Here is a 19,200-nt window from a genome sequence, read left to right as displayed (position 1 = left end):
TTGGGGGGGGTGAGAGTTCACTCGATTCCCAGGCTCCGTCTCGTCCGACGAATGTTTGCGGCAGGACGTGCCAGGATCGGTCCGATTCCAATCAGCCCACGGACACCGGCTGCGGCTTCTCGTGCGGTTGCGGTTCGGTTTCGATCTGGTCGATCCGTTCGGCCTCGGCAACCGATTGATAGCCGAAGAGGCGAGCCAGGGCATCTCGGGACTGCAGGGCCAGGCTGAACAGTGTCGGCACGAGGATGATGGTGAACATCGTCGAGGCGATCAGACCGCCAAGCACAACGCTGCCGAGCCCGCGGTACAACTCGCTGCCCGCTCCCGGAAAGAGGACCAGCGGCATCAGGCCGAGGACCGTGGTCGTCGTGGTCATGAAAATGGGTCGGATACGACCGCGAACGCTCTCGGCGATGGCGTCGGAGTAAGGCATCCCCTCCTCCCGGATCAGGTTCAGCGCCTGGTGAACGATCAGGATGGGATTATTGACCACCGTGCCGATGAGGATGACGAACCCGAGCATCGTCAACACGTCAAGCGGCTGCAAGATGAACAGGTTGAGCAGGCTCAAGCCCGCCAAACCACCGACGGCGCCGAGCGGAACACTGAGGATGATCACCAGGGGATACAACCACGACTCAAAGAGGGCCGCCATCAGAAGGTAGGTGATCACCAGAGCCAGGAAGATGTTGAACTGCAACGATTTCCAGGTCTGCTGCAACTTGTCGGCCGTGCCGGACAGGTTGATCCGGGTCAGGCCGTCGAGTTCTCCGGAATCTTCCAGAGGCTTCACGATCTCCGACTGAATGAGCAGCATGGCCTCTTCTAGGGCCATCTCGGCCGGGGGAGTGACCTCGATGGTGATGGCCCGCTGGCGTTCGCGGCGGTTGACCTGCTCGGGGCCGGAGTTGAGCTGGATGTCGGCCACGGCCGACAGGGGGACGAGCTGGCCGGTCGGCGTGGCGATGGCCAGCGATTGCAGATCCTGGGTTCGGGTTGCGAACTGTTCCTTCCCGATCAGGGTCAGGTCGATCTTGTCCCCTTCCTCGTAGTAATCGCTGGCATAGGCACCATCGACCAGGGCATCGACCGTGTAACCAAGGTCGGCGGCGTTGACCCCCAGGTCGGCGGCCTGTTCCCACTTGGGGATGATGTGGACCTCGGGGCTCGACAGGTCGAGACTGGGAACGGGCCGGGCCTGGACGTCGGGAATCAGTTGATTGACCTGGCCGATCACTCGACCACCGAGCGCCACCAGCTTCTCCAGTTCCGGCCCGACGATCTCGATGTCAATCGTCCGCCCGGCGGTCAGGCCTTGCTCGAAGAGGCTCGACTGCTTGGCCACGAGCACGATGCCGGGGATGTCCTTCGACACCCCGCGCAACAGCGGGACCAGCTCGCCCGCCCGGAGCGGGTCGGCCGAGCGGACGCCCATGAAAATCTGACGCCCTCGAGCAACGAAGAAGAAGTCGCTGATGACAGGGTAGTCGAGCGCCTCGGCCTCGGGGCTGCCGGGCTCGACATCCCAGTAAGGGCGGAGCGACTCCTGGATCTCCTCGCCCATCTCCACCAGCTGGTCGAGGTTATAGCCGGGCGGGGGCAGCAGAATCCCGGCCACGAGGTTCCGGTTGCCTGAGGGAAGGTACTCGACTCTTGGCATCAAGACCCAGCTCAGGCCCACCGCCCCGCCGACGAGCAACACGACCGTAAGCAGCCGCCGCATCACTCCCTGCTGCAACCAGAGGTTCAGGCCGACCACGCCGGCCACGAAGCCCCGGCCGAACGCATCGAGCGGAGCGATCACCAGCCGTCGCAACGGCCAGGAAAGTGCCTGCTTGATCCGTGTCGAACGACGGGGCCGGGCCGAGGGTCGGGGATGACCGTTGCTGCCGGCGAGCCCGTTTCCGTTCTGGCCCGATCCGGCAACCTTCGCCGCCAGGCTCGACCGAGGCCGTTCGCGTAAGATGGCCGCCGCGGCCGTCGGAATGACCGTGATGGAGACGATCAACGACAGGCCGACCGCCGCACTAATCGCCAGGGCAATATCGCGGAACAACTGCCCGGCCTCTTCCTGCACAAAGACGACCGGCAAGAAGACGGCCAGCGTGGTCAGGGTTGACGACAGCACCGCTCCCCAGACCTCTCGGGTGCCCCGAACCGCGGCCACGAAGACCCGATCGCCTCGTTGGTAATGCTGATAGATATTCTCAAGCACCACCACCGCATTATCCACGAGCATGCCGACCGCGAAGGCCAGGCCGGCGAGGCTGATGACGTTGAGCGACCGGCCCAGGAGGTTCAGGATCAGGAAGGTCCCGATGATCGAGGTCGGGATCGCCAGGCCGATGACCAGCGTCGACCGCCCGCTTCTCAGGAACACGAGCAAGACCGCGACCGTCAACAAACCGCCGACAACGATGTTCGTCTGGACCAATCCGATCGCGGAGTAGATGTATTCGGTCTCGTCGTAGACCTGCATCAATTCCAGACCTCGCGACCGGAGCGGCCCGGCGTTCAGTTCCGTCGTCGCCTCGCGGAGGCCGGCCATCACGTCGAGGACATTCGCCCCCGTCTCGCGCTGGGCGTTGATGGCGATGACCGAGGTGCCATACCGCCGAACCATCCCCTCCGGCTTGCGATAGCCGATCTGAACGTCGGCCACGTCTCGAACGTACACGGGCCGGTCGTCGCGCCGGGCGATGATGACGGCCTCGACCTGCTCGGGGCTTCGGAACTGCCCGAGGGTCCGGACGACGTAACGCCGCTTACCTTCCCAGAAGTCGCCTCCGGACGTGTCGACGTTTTGCTGTCTCAGCGCATCTCGTACGTCGACGACCGTCAGTTCCCGGGCAGCGAGGCGTTCGGGATCGACCATCACCTGCATCTCGACCGTCCGGCCGCCGTTGACATTCGAATTCGAGACGCCCGGCACCCGTTCGAAGCGTGCCTCGATCACGTCTTCGGCGAACCGGCGGAGGGTCGGGATGTCGACCGGCTCGGGCAAGATGGCGTTGATCTCGGGATGATCGGCCGCAGCAAGCACCAACCGTCTGAGCTTCAGGCCAATGTGAGCGGTCTTCAGGGCCGGGGCAAGGACCTCGGACAGCTCTGGGTGCTCTGCCGAAAAGGCAAGAATTTCTTCATTGCTGGGGGGAACCTGCCCCAGAATGAACCAGGCGATCGGCCGGTCGGCGAGGCTCGAGGTGCTGACCACCGGCTCGTCGGCGTCGATGGGGTAGGTCGGCACCTGCTGCAGCCGGGTGTTGACCTTCAGCAGGGCCTCGGCCATGTTCGTGCCGACCGGGAATTCCAGGGTAATCGTCCCCTGCCCGGTGGACGATTCCGAGGACATCTTGGTCACGCCCTCGACGCTCTTGAGCTGATCTTCCTGCTCCTGGACGATCTGCCGCTCGACTTCCTGAGGGCTCGCGCCGGGCCATCGGGTCTCGACGCTGATGGTCGGGACCTGGACTTCGGGCGTTAACTGCGTCGGCATCGTCACCAGCGCGATGCCGCCGAACAGGGCGACGAGCAAGACGCCGACCGTCACCTTCACCTTGTTCTTGACGCAGGCGGCGACCAGATCGGCCCCGCCCTGCTCGATCAGCTCGTTCGGTTTCATGGGTGGACGATGCTCCTGCGGTTCGGTCGGTCGATCGAGCGGGTGTTCGGGTCGTCGAGACACGGTGAGTTCCGGGACAGGATGAGCCTGGCAGGGAGGGCGCTGTCAGCCTCCGGTTCCGGTGGCGGCCACAGCGTCGGTCGAGTCGCCGGCCGGGGCTTCCGGAGATGCCCCGTCGGCCTCGACTTCGATGGTGCGAAGGATGCGGACCTCCTGGCCGGGCCGGAGCCGCTCGTTCCCCTGAACCACCACCCGTTGACCGACCTCCAGGGGGCCGGTCACTTCGACGAGCCCCCCGGACGCCACGCCGAGCGTCACGGAGACCGGCTGCACCGTGCCCAGTGCCGGGTCGTCGCCTCCGGAAAGGGGCTCGAAGACATAAACCCGGGGCGAGGGCCCGCCTAGGACCAGCGCATCCTTGGGCACGAGCAAGGCCGGGTGTTCCGGGCCGACGGGCAGAGTCACTCGGGCGATCATGCCGGCCTTCAGAATCGGGCTGCCGTGGGCATCTTCATTCGTCAGGCGGACCTTGACCGGGAAACTCCTCGACCGCAAGTCGGCCTGAGGGACCACCAGGGCGACGTCTCCGGTAAAGGCCTTGTCGGGCAGGGACGAGACCTCAACCCTGGCCGACGTGCCGACGGAGATGTAGCGGATGTCGTCCTCGATCACGCTCGCTTCCACGTCCACGCGGTCCAGCTCAACCAGCGCCACGACCGGATCTCCCCGTCCGAGCCACTGGCCGACCTCGGTGAACTCGGTCACGACGTAGCCGGTGAAGGGGGCGACGATCGTATGTTCGGCCAGGCGGTCTTCGAGGCGATTGATCACTTCTTCCTGCGCCGCAACCTTGGCCCGAGCCCGAGCCACCTGTTCGGCCCGGGGGCCGGCAATCAGCAGATCGAGGGCGGCCTGGGCGGAGTTGTAGGCCTGTTCTGCCGCCTCGGCGTTGGAGACGACCTCGTCAAGTTCCTGGGCGCTGGCCTGTCGATTGCGGATCAGTCCCTCGATGCGACGGCGGGCGGCCTGAGCGAAATCGCGGAGGGCGGCGGCCCGGGCCAGTTCAGCGCGCCCCTGTTCGAGCTCCTCGGGTCGGGTGCCGTTCTCCAGCTCGGCCAGTTCCTGCCGCATGGCCTCCAGCTCGGCCTTCGCACCTGCAAGCTCGATCTCTAGGGTCCGGGTCCGCAGCTTCGCCAGCGGCTGACCGGCCTCGACCCGGTCCCCTTCGGCAACCAGGAACTCGGCCACGCGCTCCTCGACCGTGCTGCCGACGGTACTCTCTCGGACCGGCACGACCGAACCGACAAAGCTGCGACCATCGGCCACCGACCGGCTCACGACGGTCGAGACCGCCACCGGGGTCGGTCCGGTCTGCTGGGCCGATGCCGCGGGTCCGGTGGCCAGGGCCGCAAGCATCGCAAGCACGGCTGCGACCAGCGGAAGGCGAAGCTGCAATTGATGCGGACCTCGAGCAATCATGAGCGGGAGTCCTCGGCGAGGGCGGGCGTGGGCGTCGGTGGGACGGCAACGGGAGATTCGGTGTCGTGGTCGGGCTCGTTGGCCAAGCCTGCTCCAGAGGAAGGCTGCGGCCGGGTCAGATTGCTCCGAATGCGTTCGAGGCCAGCAAAGAGACGGTTCAACTCGTCCTCGGAGAACCCCTCGGCGGCTCGGGACCGGACCCGACGCGCGGCCGAGGCGATCCGCTCCCAGACCGGCTCAACCCGATCGGTCAGCCGCAAGAGTTTTCGGCGGCGGTCCTCCTGACAGGGAGAGCGCTCCAGCCAGCCGTCTCGCTCCATCCGATCGACGATGCCGACGAGCGTGGGCGGCTCGATCCGCATCCGATCGGCCAGCTCGCCCTGCGCCAGCGGCCCTTCGAGCACGAGCCAGCCGAGCACCTGCCACTGGCGATACGTAATGCCATGCGGCGCCAGCTCTTCGTTCAAGGCCCGCTCCATCGCCAGCGACGTGGAGCAGACCCAGTAGATCAGGCTTTGTTCGAAGTCATATCGAAGCACGATCCACCACCGCGGGATTATCGGATCGAGAGGGAGGAGGGAGCGAAGGTCGGCCGATCGGATCGGGGGGGATTGGCCAGACCTCGCCTCTTCGTGAAGTAGGCGTCGGCGGGATAGTTTGTGGGCTAACGATCTCGTCAACCTATGTTATACAACGCCAGGCAAGGGGTCGACCAGAGAGAGACGGGGATCGGTCCCGGAGGATCGATTCCTTGCGAGGGTGGGGGGCGATGGTTACGATTCATCCGAGAAATGCCGGGAGTGTCGGCGTTCGAGCATCGTTATTCCCTCGCGATCAGGTGGCCCTGTCGATGCATGCCTTCTTCGAGGCCACGAACCATTATTTCGAGCACGCGGCGTCGATTCTCGGTCTGTCCGAGAACATGAAGGTCTTGCTGGCCACTCCCGAACGCGAGCTTCGGGTCGAGGTGGCCATTGAGATGGACTCGGGCCAGATCGGCAACTTCATCGGCTACCGGGTTCAGCACGACAACGCCAGGGGTCCCTTTAAGGGCGGCCTACGCTATCACCCGACCGTCGATGAAGACGAGGCCCGATCGCTCGCCAGCCTGATGACCTGGAAGACCGCCGTGGTCGACTTGCCCTACGGCGGCGGCAAAGGGGGCGTCAACTGCGACGTGACGAAGCTCTCCCGAGCCGAGCTGGAGCGGATCACCCGGCGCTTCGTCCAGCAGATCCACGACTTCATCGGGCCGGACAAGGACATCCCCGCGCCGGACGTCGGCACCGACGCGCAGGTGATGGCCTGGATCATGAACGAATACAGCAAGTACCACGGCCACCAGCCGGCGGTGGTCACGGGCAAGCCGGTCGAGCTGCACGGCTCGCTCGGCCGCGAGAGCGCCACCGGCCACGGCGTGGCGATCATTACCCGAGAGTTCCTCCAGCACTCCTGGAACCGGCCGGTCGAGGGGGCGACCGTGGCCGTTCAGGGGTTCGGCAACGTCGGCAGCTTCACCTCGCGAGAGCTCTACGACATGGGGGCGAAGATCGTCGCCGTCTCCGACGCTTACGGCGGCGTCTGCAACCCCGACGGACTTGATATTCCGAGCCTTCAGCAGCATGTGGCCGCCCATCGCAAGGTCGTCGGCTTTTCCGGCGGAGATTCATGCACGAACGAGCACTTGCTGACCAGTGAGGTCGATGTGCTCATTCCCGCCGCGCTCGGGGGCGTCTTCGATGCCGAGATGGCCGAGGAGGTTCAGGCCCGAGCCATCATCGAGGCCGCCAACAGCCCCACCTGGCCCGAGGCCGACGAGGTCTTCCACCGCCGCGAGATCCCGGTCGTGCCCGACATCCTCGCCAACGCCGGCGGTGTGATCGTCAGCTACTTCGAGTGGGTGCAGAACCTTCAGCATTTCCGATGGTCGATCGACCAGATCCGAGCCGAGCAGGACCGCCGCCACGTCGAGAGCTTCGCCGCCGTCTTCGACCTCGCCCGACGCCAGGGGGTCAGCCTCCGCACTGCCGCCTTCGTCCTGGGCATCCAGCGCGTCGGGCGAGCCAAGGTCCTGGCGGGGATCTAACGGGCTCCTCGCCTCGCAGGCAAGGCCCCCCTCACTCCGTTCCGCTCGCGAGCAAAGTCAGCCCTCATTCAGCCCTCGCCCCCGCTCTCCGTTCAAGACGCCCGATCTCAACCCTCTCCTCCGATCGCGGGGGAGAGGGTGGCCGAAGGCCGGATGAGGGGGCACCCTGCTCGAACCGCTCGCCTCGCGATCCGAACGAAAGCCCCCTCTCCCCGCAGCTGGGGCGAGGAGGCCAAACATCAACGCTCGCCCCCGCTCGCGGAGCATAAGGCGTTATCGCTTCAGCTCATAGAGATTCAGGTGCTCCATCGCATCGACGATCCAGGGGTGGCTCCAGGGCTGTTGCAGGCCGTATCCGGTGTTAAACACGGCAAAACCGAGCGCCGCCAGGGTCAACCAGCGGACCCAGGAGCGATGCTGCCCCCCTTCCAGTCCCAGCGGCAGCAAGATCAGCCAGAACGGAAAGAGCCAGAACAACCACCGCGCCCCCTGCGTTGAGCCGCCGTAGTTGTGCGTCTGCCACACATAAAAGGCCACGATCGCCGCCGTCAGCACCAGGGTCAGCCATGAGAGGGTCCGCAGGCGATGATCAAACCCGAACATGCTGCGAAGCATCGCCCAGAACGAGAACAGGACGACCGGCGTCAACGAGAAAATCCCGTGGTGCCCGATCGTCAGGTGCAAGAGGTATACCCACCACGGTTCCGGATTCTGGTCGAACCAGTCCATCGCCAGCGGAGTCAGCCAGTAGCTGCCCGGGTATCGGTACGGGGAATCGGGGCCTTCCTCCGAGAACTTCGCATACACGGGGGTCCACTCGCCGGTCGCCAGATAGATCGTCACCAGGAAGGCGAGGATCGGCACCAATGCCGCCGGCACGAACACCGCGAACGTCTTGCCCGGCGCCTTGACTACCATCAAGAGAAACAGCAAGACCCCAAACACGGCCGCCGGCAATTCGTTGCACGCGGCAAAGGCCCCGAAAAACCCGGCCACCGCGAAGTATCCCCAGTGGGTCCGCCCGTCGTCCCAAACCCTCAGAAACGCATAGAGCGCGAAGAAGGCACTCCAGGCCGCGATCGTGTGGTTGTTGAGCGTCGTCGAGAAGATGACGAGATTGGTTCCCAACCCTGCCGCCGCCAGCGAGAGGAACCAGGCCCAATCGTTGCCGGCATACCGGTCGAGCAGGCGAGCATAGAGGATCAGCATCACCAGCATCGGCACGACGTTCAGCGCCACGACGATCGGGTTGAAGTAGAGCACCTGGACGGGCCACTCGACCGGCTCCTCGGGAGTGATGTCGATGACCCGGTAGCCTCGGGCTTCATCGACCTCAAGAATCCGGTTCGGATCGCTCGGCGGATCGTCGGAAAGGCTCTGCACTTCCATCCGGAGCGACCGCTCCTGCTCAATCTTCGCATCAAGCGGTACGCCGGTCATCGCCCGAGCCGGGTAGAGCATCCCGGCGATCAGCGTCGGTAAGAGCGGCGGCTTGCTCGAATAGAATCGCTTGACCGGCTCTTCCCCTTCCGGGGTGAACGGCTCCGGAATCAAGACCTTGTCTTGCGTGCCAAGCTGCCACGGGCACTCGTCAATCGCATAGGTGCCCCGCTCCAACAGCGACCAGACGGTGCACCAGCGCGAGATGTCATTGGCGCTGATCATCGCCTTCTGCTTGAGCGTCGCCCCGAGCATCAGGGCGACCGAGACGACGATAAGGATCTGCCCGACCGCACGGCGGGTCGGGCTTCTCGGGGGCCTCATCGTCGGGTCGTCGGGCTCCATGTAGACGGTGTCGGGAAGCTCAGGGTACGCCATCGGATCGCGGTCCTCTCGATCGGCGGGGAGCAAGGGATTGAGCGTCGGGTCTGCCGTGCGTCACGCAGACGACGGAGAGGGGCTGTCGTTCGTGAAGGAGGGTTCGGCCTCAGATTCGGAGCGAAAGCCGGAGCCGGAGTCGATCGTCTCGGCCACGCTGTACGTGTCTTCGGCCCGGAGGTTATACGAGGTGACCAGCTCGGCCAACACGCCCAGCGAGACCAGTTGCGTGCCGACGACCAGCAGGGCCGTCGAGTAGGTCAAGAGCGGCCGACTGCCGATCGGATGATCCTGGCCCAGAACCCAGTGGTCGATGATCCAGTAGACCGCCAGGTATCCCATGCCCAGCACCCCGACCGCCAGCAAGATCAGGCCAAGCACCCCCAGCACATGCTGCGGACGCTGTCCGTAGCCGGTCAGAAAGCGGACGGTCATCAGGTCCAGGAACCCCTTGAAGAAGCGCGAGAAGCCGTACTTCGACTGCCCGAACTTGCGCGACCGGTGGTTCACCTCAATCTCGCCGACCCGAAACCCCCGAGAGCTGGCCAGGACCGGGACAAACCGGTGCAGCTCTCCGTAGATGAAGACCTCGCGCAGGACCTCGCTTCGGTAGCACTTGAAACCGCAGTTGTGGTCGTGCAGGTGGGTGCCGGTCAGGCGGCTGACCATCCAGTTGAAGACCCGGCTGGGAAAGACCTTGTGCCAGGGGTCGTGCCTCGTCCGCTTCCAGCCGCTAATAACGTCGAGCCCTTCGCCCTGCTCCAGCATTTCAAGAAATCGGGGGACCTCAGCCGGGTCGTCTTGCAGGTCGGCATCGAGCGTGAAGATGATTTCCCCTTTGGCCCGACTGAACCCGGCCGTCAGGGCCGCGGCCTTGCCGAAATTCCGACGAAAGCGGATCGCCCGGACCCGAGGATCACGCGCGGCCAGGTCTTGAATCACCCGCCACGAGCCGTCTCGGCTCCCGTCGTCGATGAACAGAAACTCGACCGGACCAAGGTTTTCCGACGCGGTCATCCCGGCCAGCTCATCGAGCAGGGTCGCCAGGCTTTCGCGTTCGTTATAGACCGGGATGACGAAACTGATCATGCGAAGACTCGATCTCGATCAGACTCACGATCCGGGAAGCCGGGACGCGGGCGACGAGCCCGCCACCGAATCGGGAACCGGAGGGACCACCTCAGCCACCGAACGCTTCGGCCGCAAGAGCATCAAGGCTCCCGAAATGGCCAGCTCGGCCACGACCCAGACCAGGCGCAGCATCAGGGCCGCGACAATCGCCGGCTCGGCCCCGAGCACCGGCCCAAGGCTGGCCGTCAGGACCGCTTCCCGGATCACCAGCCCTCCCGGAAAGATTGCCACCAAAAACCCGGCCACCGTGGCCAGCGCCACCGCCGCGATGGCCATCGGCCAGCCCGTCATCGGCAAGCTTCCCGGCTCGATCCCCTGGATCGTCGCGACCAGGCTCAGGCCCATCAAGGTCCACCCCAGCAGCGACCAGCCGATGCCCTCGGCCAGCAAGGCGATCGAAACCCGAGGCAAGGCGTCTCGATGCACCCCCGGAAACGGGATGCTTGCGGTCATCGCCAGTTTTGGGAAGACACGAGCCTCGGCCAGAATGAGCAACGGAATGCCGATTCCCATCGAGAGCGCCGCCAAGGGGACCGACACCGATCGCCCCCCTCCCATCGGCACCTCGATCGGAGGCCCCGGCCAGATCACGAAAATCCAACCGGCCAAAATCCCACCGGTCGCCATCATCACCAGGGTTTCGTACAGCGTCGCAAAGGCCGCCGTCGCCGCCCTGGCCCCGTAAGGAACGAGCAGGCCAACCCGCAAGACCACCACCAACGCCTTGCCAGGCACATATTTTCCCAGGTGCCCGATCAGGTACGCCCGCTGCCCCGGCGCCAGCCGCACCGGAGTCTCGCTCCGAGCCATGATCCGGGTAAAGAAGTTCCCGAAACAGGAAAGCCCCAGCAAATACACCCCGGCCGAGACGATCAGCCAGGGAAGACTCGGTTCCAGAGTTTCTCCGTACGCTCTGAGATCGTCCCAGGCTCCGAACAAGGACCGGGCGACCATCCAGACGATCAGCGCTCCGAGCGCGAACTTCACCCCTCGGATCGCCGGTTTCTTCCACCGCTGCCAATGCCCACGGGTCGACACGTCCATCCGATCCCAGAAAAAGGCCTGCTCAACGCACCAGCCCCGGCCTCCAGAGCCGTTCGAGAGCGCCATTGTGACCGATCCGCCCGCCCGGAGGAATGGCGCCTCGCGCCCACCTTGCCCCGGTTTCGACCAGTTCAAGTCCTCACTGCCCCCATTTTGACCCCACTGGTCTCCTCTCGACCGCCCCTCAGACCTCCCGAAACTTCCCGTTTCTCCTCAGGTGTGCTCGCCGCTTCTCATCTTGTGGGCCAAGGGAGGGAATTTTGAGCATTGAAGGGAACGTTTGGGAACACTTGGGAAAGAAATCTGTACAAAAGCACCCCGATCGGGCCACTTCCCGAAAACTTGAGAAAAAATTTAAGTCGCTTCCAAGAAAAGAACTTGCGGCAAAACGCATCATTCTTTGTGTCGGCTCTGGCATAGCCGCTGCGTTAGACTTTCTAACGTGCGACGCGGCGAGAGTCGAACGATGGAATCGACCCCCGCGTCGCCCTTCAAGGCAGAAGCCTCGGTGTTTCACCCGACGGCTCACGCAACGCACGACACGGAGGATTCCCATGCTGGTCCTGAGCCGCAAGCTGAACGAAAAGATCGTCATCGACGGCGGAATCGTGGTCACCGTGGTCAAGATCGACCGCAATCAGGTTCGCCTCGGCATCGAAGCCCCCGGCGACGTCTCGGTCTACCGCGAAGAGTTGCTCAGCGGACACCGCCAGTACCGCGAGATCGACGTTCCCATCGGTGCCGGCGCCGCAACCGACGCCTGATTCCGGCCGCTCTTTGCCCCGCCCGCGCATAACGGAAATGCTTCGCGCGGGCTGGGGGCGGCTGGCGGATGGATCGTCTTGCGATCGCCGCACCGTCCCTGTCGATCCCCTGACTCATGACATCATTCCGGCTGACCCACCGACGGGATCGGTTCTCCTTTCACGAGATTTTGCTCGACACCCGGACCGGACGGACGTAGTTTCAAACGGAGTTTAAACACACACACCGCGAAACGACACTTCCGGACCCGATCCGCCTTCTGAGCTCACTTCCCAAGGAGTCCCCCCGCCATGTCGGCATCCGAACCGCATCGCCCTCACCCGCTCGACCGTCGCTCCTTCCTGCAGACCGGCGCGGTTTCCGCTGCGGCACTCGCCGTGGCCGGATCGGCCTCGGCCAACGCCGTCGCTGCCGCTCCGACCCCTCGCGCCGCCGATGAACTGCCGAAGCGGAAGCTCGGCAAGACCGGCGAGGAGCTGACGATCCTCAACGCGGGCACCTGGCGCTCTCCTGGCCTCGATCGCCTGCTCCGCCTGGCCTATTCCAGCGGCATCCGGGTGGTCGATACTGCCAAGTCGTACGGTTCGGAGCCCGGAATCGGCCGATGGCTTCAGCAGATGCCCGAGGTCCGCAAGAATATCTTCCTCGTGACCAAGGACGGCGTGAACGACCCGAACGACCTGCTCCGCACGGTCGATCAACGTTTGGCCGACCTGAAGACCGACTATATCGACCTCTACTTCGTCCACGGCCTGGGCTCGAACAAGGTCGATTGGCCCAAGAGCGAGGCATTTAAAAAGGCCGCCGAGGCGCTTCGCAAGTCCGGCAAGGTCAAGTACGTCGGCTTCTCGACCCACGACGCGACCCGAGCCCAGCAGATCATGAACGCCGCCGAGGGCGGCTTTGTCGACGCCATCATGCTCCAGTTCACCCCCTGGCTCGACAAGGACGATCCCCTCAACAAGGCGCTCGATGCCTGCTATCAAAAGGGGATCGGCCTGATCTCCATGAAGCAGGTCGCCGGCAACTTCGGCGCGTACAAGGCCGACGAAGACCCGCTGGCCGAAGCCCAGAAGCGCGTCCCGATGCTCAAGGAAAAAGGGTTTAGCCCCTACCAGGGGTTGCTCCAGGCCATCTGGTCCGACGAACGCATCACCACCACCTGCGTCTCGATGCGTAACACCGACCAGATCCGCGAGAACGTCGCCGCCGCGCTCGACTTCGGCACGACCGGCCCCTTGAAGCTCTCGGACATTCACCAGCTTCGCGACGCCTGCCGAGGCCACGGCATGACCCTCTGTGCCGACTGCGACGGCCGTTGCAGCCGAGCCGCCGGCACCCAGGCCCCGCTCGGCGATCTGACCCGCTACCTCACCTATCTTGAGCACCACGGCTACAAGTCCGAAGCCCGACGCCTCTACGCCGAGCTTTCCGACGCCCAGCGCTCCTGGCAAGGGGCCGACCTTGAGGCAGCCCGCCGCGCCTGCCCGAACGGCCTGAACTTCTCGAAGCTCCTGCCCCGGGTCGACGACCTGCTCGCCTGAGCCTGCCTTCGATTCACAAGCCGCGCGGTTCGCCACTCGCGGCTCTGTTCCGTAACGCCCAGCCGGGCCGGTGCCTTCATCCCTCCGGGGACTCGGCCCGGCCTGGCTGTTTTTTTTCTCGTTGCGTTGCCAGGCGATCATGCTCCCCCTCCCTCGCCCGGATCGAATTGTCCGTGCCCCTCTTGGCACGATCCGGGCTGACGTGGTACACTGATCATTTGCCGGTTGCCTCGCGAACCAAGAGAGGCACTGGCCTTTGTCCCCGCCCATCGGGCGAGCGGGGCTGACCGCGATCGGCGATGTCGTCGATCCGGACCAATCGCCCGAAACCGTTCCGGGAACCCACGATGCGGAGGTCTCGACCGTGGTGAAGTTACGGGTCCGTGCCGGCGAATCGATCCAGGATGCGGTCCGCCGCTTCCGGAAGCTCTGCGAGCGCAGCGGCCTTCGAAAAGAAATGCGACGTAAGGCTTACTACGAAAAGCCCAGCGAGCGCCGTCGCCGCGAGCAGCTCAAGCGCCTCCGCAAGGCCCGTCAGGCTTCCCGCGTCTGAGTGTGACCGTCGATTTGGGATTGGATCTGCTCCGATTCGACTCTGAGCGATTGCCCCGATCCAGGGAGGATGGGGACGGATGGCCTCGAGTAGCGAGCCCACCATTAGACTGGTGCGACCTCGCGGCATCCTCCCACTATCTGACCGCCGTTGCCGTTCAACACGCGATCGAACGTGGTGATCTCGCCATGGCCGGGGCTGGCATTCAGGAGTTGATCGACGCCTTGTCTCGCTCCGAATAGCGTGCGCTACGCAGCCAGCTCATCCGCTTGATGGCCCACATCATCACATGGCAAACCCAGCCCGAGCGATGCTCCCGGAGCTGGGTCGCCACCATCCGCAGCGCTCGTCGAGCAATTACGGACATTCAGGAAGAAATACCGAGCCTCAATCGAGCGGTCATCGAAGACGCCTGTTCTCGATATGTCGAGGCCGCCAAGGACGAGGCTGAAGCCGAGATGGGGCGCCCTCCCGCCATCTCCTCCCTCTCCTGGCACGACGTCTTCGAGCACGACGACGAACTCGACTCCTGACTGACCTCGCCCCCGCCCTCTGCCTCAAAGCACCTTGGCCACCAACATCGTCTGATCGTCGAAGGCCGGATGCCCTCCGGTGAAGCGATCGAGAGCGCGGAGGACCGAGGCGATCAGGGCATCGGCATCCTGTCGGCAGGTGACCAGCGCCGAGTCGAGCCGGTCGAGGCCAAACGCTTGCCCGTCCGGGTTCGTCGCGTCGGTGATCCCATCGGTGTACAGCACCAGTTGATCACCCGGCACGAGCTGCGCCTCGGCTTGCTCATATTTGACGCCCGGAAAAATCCCGAGCGGAAGCCCCCCGACGGTATCCAGGCCACCAATCGACCCATCCGCGCAGCGCTTGATGCGCGGCGGATTATGGCCGGCGTTGACATACGTTAACGAGCGGCGTTCGGGGTCGAAGATGCCGTAAAAAGCGGTCACGAACGCCGATCCATCGGCCGTGTAAAGCTGACAGAGTCGCTCGTTGACATGTTCGAGCAAGAGCGACGGCGGCTCGGGATTCCCCGGGTGTCCGTGCGCGACGGCGTGGGTAATGGCCATCATCACCGCCGCCGGAGTCCCGTGCCCGCTCACGTCGGCCACCAACAAGCCCCACTTGCCGCCGGGCAGCTCAAAGAAGTCGTAATAGTCGCCGCCGGCCCATTGCGAGGTCTGGTAGTGCGCCGCCACGCTCATGTTCGGGATCGTCGGCAAGACCTTCGGCAACAGCGACCGCTGAATCTCGGCCACCCGCTTCAGCTCGCGATCGACGACCTTGTAGGCCCGCTCCAGTTCTTGCTTGAGCACCAGGTTCGCCGTCGCCCGACCAAACAGGTTGCTCATCCAGACTCGCTCGGGCAGGCTCTCCAAATCGAAGGAATCGGGCTCGGCTCGCAGGGCGATCACCCAGTTCAGCCCCTCCCCCTGATCGAAGTTCGGCAGCGCCATCAGCGACCGCATCCCCTCAACGTAAGGCGCCGCCGGGTCGTCCGCATCGACCTGCAAATCATTGATGATTTTGGGTTGTTCGCCGTAGATCAACTCCGCAAACAGTCCGCCGCGCAGCTCGGGCAACCGGTCGCGTTGTTGCCAAGGATTAATCGCGTCGGTCCAGCCGGAATAGCGGGTGATGCGGAACTTCGGAAACTCGAGGCCCCGACGGCTCAGGCTGATCCGGGCATCGGTCGGCAGGACCTGATTCATCCACTGCCCGTACGAGCGAACCATTGCCTCGGGGTCGCTCTGCTGGCTCATTTCTCGCATCATGGTCACGACGAGGTCGAGCCGTTGCTGCCAGGTGCCCGTATTGACGTCGAACAAGGCTTGGGTGCGGAGCATGATCGGCCCGGTCTCCTCGCGTTCCGAGATCCCGCCGGGTCGCCGGCTGGACTCTATAAATGACTATTGTAGAAAGTGACTCGCTCGGGTCGAGGGGGAGGCCCTGCCCGATCACCTCAGGCGCATTCGGATCGGCGACGGAGCAGCACGGCAATGCGAGGACATTGGTGGATCACCGGCCCGGCCCTCCTTCTGGTTGTGGGCGGCCTGTCCTGGTTCGGAGTCCGAGCCTGGGGGCCAGACCTCCTCGACGGCCGATTCCGAGGCAATCGCCCCCTCGGCTCCCCGACCCGCCCCGAGGCTGAACCCTCGTGGGACGCGATCCTCAAGGCCTCCCAGGACCAGCAATGGCCCCAGGTCGAACGCCTCCTCCGCGACTGGATCGACCGCCGAGACGACGACGGCCGGGCCCGCCTGATGCTCGCCCAGCTCCTCGTCTCCTCAAATCGAGAAGGCGAAGCTGCCCGCACCCTCGCCGCCGTCCCCCAGGCCGACCCGGCCTTCGCCGAGGCCCGCTCCTTCCTCGGCGAGATGGCCCTGGCCGCCTCCGACACCGCCCGCGCCGAACTCGCCTTTCGCCAGGCTGCCGAGTCAGACCCGAAGGCCGTCTCCCCCCGAGGCCGCCTGATTTACCTGCTCAGCCTTCAGCTTCGCACCGCCGAGGCCCGCGAAACGCTCTGGGAGATTTTCGAAGCCACCGGCGAGCCGGGCGTTCTGATCGACCTGGTCCTCGAAGCCACCAAGGCCGAGATCGACGTCCGGGGCATCGGGCCGGAAATCGAGCAGTTCCTCCGCCAATCGCCCAACGACCCCTTCCTCCGCCGCGCCCACGGCCTCGCCCTGCTCTGGAAAGGAGAGCTGACCGAAGCCCTCCCGCATCTTGAGGCCGCCGCCGAAGCCCTGGTCGACGACCCCCTCGGCCGCTTCTCGCTCGCCGAGTGCCGCACCCAACTCGGCCTGCCGGTCACCCTTCCCGACGACCTCGGCCCGATTCCCGAGTCCCCCGCCGACGCGGCCCGCTGGTGGCTTTTCCTCGGCCGGCTCCAGGAGGCCGACGCTCCCGAGGCCGCCGCCGACCACTATCGCGAGGCGCTGGCCGCCAACCCCCTGTCGGCCGAAGCCCACCACCGGCTCTCCCAGGTCCTCGCGCGACTGGGAGAGGATCCCGAGGCCGCCGACCTGGCCCAGCGCGCCGAGGAGATCCGCGACCGCTGGGCCGACCTCCGCCGTCAGTTCGACCGTCGCCGGATCAACGGCCTCCGCGACTCCGCCGAGGAAATGGAGCAGCTCGGCGATCTCTGCCGGCAGGCTGGTCTGATCGCCGAGGCCCGCGCCTGGTACGACGAAGCCCTCCGCCGCGAACCCGATCGCGCCTCCACCCGCTCCTCGATCGCTCAGCTCGCCGAGCTTTCCGACGCCCCGCCCATTCCGCTCTCCCGGCCCCGGCCGATTGCCCTGGCGGCCTCGGGCTCTGCCTCGGTCTCGCCTCCCGCCTCCACCGACCGCCCCTCGACGGCCGAATTGCCCGCCTCGTCCGAAGACATTCGTCCCCGGTTTGTGGACATTGCGGCCTCCAGCGGCATCTCCTACCAGTACGACTACGGTCCGAAACCCGACATCTACCTGGCCGACACGATGGGAGGCGGCGTCGCCCTGATCGACTTCGACCGCGATGGCTGGCTCGACATCTACTTCGTCAACAGTTGCGTCGCACCCTACGACCCCGACACCCCCCCGCGGCCCAACCGCCTCTACCGGAACAACGGCGACGGCACCTTCTCCGACGTGACCGAGGCCGCCGGAGTCGGCGGGATCGGCTACGGGATGGGAGCCACCGTCGCGGATTTCGACAACAACGGCTTCGATGACCTCTTCCTCACCGGCCTCGATCGGACCCTCCTCTACCGGAACAACGGCGACGGCACCTTCTCCGACGTGACCGAGGCCGCCGGAGTCTTCTCCAACCGCTGGACCACGGCCGCCGGATTCGCCGACCTCGACGGCGACGGCGACCTCGACCTGATGGTCGTCGCCTACGTCGAACACGACCCGGCGAAGATCGACTCTTGCCGAGATGCCAACGGCCGACTCCTGCATTGCTCTCCCGGCCTCTACCCCCCCTATGCCGACCTGCTGTTTCGGAACAACGGCGACGGCACCTTCTCCGACGTCTCCGAAGCGGCCGGCATCGCCTCGCACCGGGGGCCCGGCCTCGGCCTGGCCATCGCCGACCTCGACGGCGACGATCGGCTCGACCTCTACGTGGCCAACGACGCCGCTCCAGACCATCTCTTCCGTAACCTCGGCAACCTGCAATTCGAGGAAATGGGCGTGGCCTCGGGCCTGGCCTTCGACGGCTCCGGCCACGCCACGGCCAGCATGGGAGTCGTGGCCGATGACCTCGACGGCGACGGCCTGATCGACATCTTTCACACCAACTTCCTCAACGAGGCCAACACCCTGCATCGCAACCTCGGCGGCGGGCAGTTCCTCGACGTCACCATGTCAGCCGGTCTGGCCGCGCCCAGTTTGGCGACCACCGGCTTCGGCGCGGTCCCCCTCGACGTGGCCAACAATGGCCGGCTCGATCTGTTCCTCGCCAACGGCCACGTCGATGATCAGCCCTGGGTCAACGCGCCGATGGCCCAACCTCCGCAACTGTTCCTCAGTGTTCAGCCTGGTCGATTCGCGTTGGCATCGTCGGAACAGTTTCCTTACCTTGACCGTCGGGTCGTCGGCCGAGGGCTGGCCGCCGGCGACCTGAATAACGACGGCCGCGTCGATCTGGTCGTTGTCCACCGCGACACCCCCGCCGCCATCCTGCTCAATCAGACCGAAGGCGGCCACCGTGTCGGCCTTCGCCTGATCGGCTCCGAGGCGTCGGGACGAACCCCTGTTGGTGCCCGCGTTCTTCTCGAAGCCAACGGCCTCCGTCAGGTCCGCTGGATGACCACCGGAACCAGCTACCTCTCCTCCAGCGATTCACGACTCTGGTTCGGGCTCGGGTCGGCTGCGTCCATCGATCGACTCGACATCCATTGGCCTTCCGGTGCCCAGCAAACCCTGACCGAGTTGCCGGCCGATCAGATTTATGAGATTCGAGAAGCCGAGGACCCGCGATCGCAACCACTGCTTCCCAAAGGCTTTCAGACGATGAACGTCGAAACCTCCCCTCCATGATGCAATCCGGCAACAAATTCGAACCAGGATCGCGTCGATTTCACTTGACGCGGCATTGCCAACCCATTAATTCATTTGGGCGTCAACTTACTGCTGATTCACAGCACCACCTGAGATCGAAC

Annotated in this window: 12 protein-coding genes and 1 pseudogene; 6 read left to right on the top strand and 7 right to left on the bottom strand. The window is 65.0% G+C overall.

Annotated elements, in window-relative coordinates:
* Positions 1–91: 91 nt before the first annotated feature.
* The 3 genes from HG800_RS23570 to HG800_RS23560 all read right to left on the bottom strand — a co-directional run bounded on the left by HG800_RS23570 (position 92) and on the right by HG800_RS23560 (position 5,640).
* The gene (locus tag HG800_RS23570; RefSeq protein WP_169980179.1) at positions 92–3,622 is read right to left on the bottom strand and encodes an efflux RND transporter permease subunit; all 3,531 of its coding nucleotides are present in this window, start codon (positions 3,620–3,622) and stop codon (positions 92–94) included.
* Positions 3,623–3,727: 105 nt separating this feature from the next.
* Positions 3,728–5,101, bottom strand: coding sequence for an efflux RND transporter periplasmic adaptor subunit (locus tag HG800_RS23565; RefSeq protein ID WP_169980176.1), 1,374 nt, complete (start codon positions 5,099–5,101; stop codon positions 3,728–3,730).
* Entirely contained in the window at positions 5,098–5,640 is a 543-nt protein-coding gene (locus HG800_RS23560; protein WP_169980174.1) for a MarR family winged helix-turn-helix transcriptional regulator, read from the bottom strand. Before HG800_RS23560 ends, HG800_RS23565 begins: the two co-directional genes overlap by 4 nt.
* Before the next feature lie 311 nt (positions 5,641–5,951).
* Between HG800_RS23560 and HG800_RS23555 the strand changes: the two genes are divergently transcribed.
* On the top strand, positions 5,952–7,187 hold the full coding sequence (locus HG800_RS23555; RefSeq protein WP_169980272.1) for a Glu/Leu/Phe/Val family dehydrogenase: 1,236 nt from the start codon (positions 5,952–5,954) through the stop codon (positions 7,185–7,187).
* 273 nt (positions 7,188–7,460) lie between these two features.
* On the opposite strand, the gene HG800_RS23550 is transcribed toward HG800_RS23555, so the two are convergent.
* The 3 genes from HG800_RS23550 to HG800_RS23540 are packed head-to-tail and all read right to left on the bottom strand — an operon-like array spanning position 7,461 to position 11,246.
* On the bottom strand, positions 7,461–9,005 hold the full coding sequence (locus tag HG800_RS23550) for a glycosyltransferase family 39 protein (RefSeq protein WP_235963917.1): 1,545 nt from the start codon (positions 9,003–9,005) through the stop codon (positions 7,461–7,463).
* A gap of 60 nt (positions 9,006–9,065) precedes the next feature.
* Positions 9,066–10,094, bottom strand: a complete 1,029-nt coding sequence (locus HG800_RS23545; RefSeq protein WP_169980172.1) for a glycosyltransferase family 2 protein — start codon at positions 10,092–10,094, stop codon at positions 9,066–9,068.
* Positions 10,095–10,118: 24 nt separating this feature from the next.
* Positions 10,119–11,246 carry a lysylphosphatidylglycerol synthase domain-containing protein gene (locus HG800_RS23540; RefSeq protein WP_169980170.1) on the bottom strand — a complete coding sequence of 376 codons (1,128 nt, stop codon included), beginning with the start codon at positions 11,244–11,246 and terminating at the stop codon, positions 10,119–10,121.
* 488 nt (positions 11,247–11,734) lie between these two features.
* Here HG800_RS23540 and csrA point away from each other — a divergent pair, with 488 nt between their 5' ends.
* The 4 genes and pseudogenes from csrA to HG800_RS23520 form a co-directional block, all read left to right on the top strand.
* The gene (gene csrA / locus HG800_RS23535; RefSeq protein WP_152049401.1) at positions 11,735–11,944 is read left to right on the top strand and encodes a carbon storage regulator CsrA; all 210 of its coding nucleotides are present in this window, start codon (positions 11,735–11,737) and stop codon (positions 11,942–11,944) included.
* Between the two features lie 291 nt (positions 11,945–12,235).
* Complete coding sequence (locus tag HG800_RS23530; protein WP_169980168.1) at positions 12,236–13,489, top strand: aldo/keto reductase; 1,254 nt, start codon at positions 12,236–12,238, stop codon at positions 13,487–13,489.
* Positions 13,490–13,853: 364 nt separating this feature from the next.
* The gene (gene rpsU, locus HG800_RS28530; RefSeq protein ID WP_126723855.1) at positions 13,854–14,042 is read left to right on the top strand and encodes a 30S ribosomal protein S21; all 189 of its coding nucleotides are present in this window, start codon (positions 13,854–13,856) and stop codon (positions 14,040–14,042) included.
* A 254-nt stretch (positions 14,043–14,296) separates the two neighbouring features.
* Positions 14,297–14,575 (top strand): annotated as a pseudogene (locus tag HG800_RS23520) (DUF29 family protein); the annotation flags it as partial.
* Positions 14,576–14,599: 24 nt separating this feature from the next.
* Here HG800_RS23520 and HG800_RS23515 read toward each other — a convergent pair.
* Complete coding sequence (locus HG800_RS23515) at positions 14,600–15,898, bottom strand: PP2C family protein-serine/threonine phosphatase (RefSeq protein WP_169980166.1); 1,299 nt, start codon at positions 15,896–15,898, stop codon at positions 14,600–14,602.
* 153 nt (positions 15,899–16,051) lie between these two features.
* On the opposite strand from HG800_RS23515, the gene HG800_RS23510 reads away from it, so the two are divergent.
* A complete protein-coding gene (locus tag HG800_RS23510; protein ID WP_169980163.1) occupies positions 16,052–19,078 on the top strand; it encodes an FG-GAP-like repeat-containing protein in 3,027 nt (1,008 codons plus the stop codon).
* Positions 19,079–19,200 lie beyond the last annotated feature (122 nt).

It is taken from the genome of Tautonia rosea (assembly GCF_012958305.1).
In the GTDB taxonomy this organism is placed as follows: domain Bacteria; phylum Planctomycetota; class Planctomycetia; order Isosphaerales; family Isosphaeraceae; genus Tautonia; species Tautonia rosea.
This window is presented reverse-complemented; position numbering and strand designations above follow the sequence as displayed.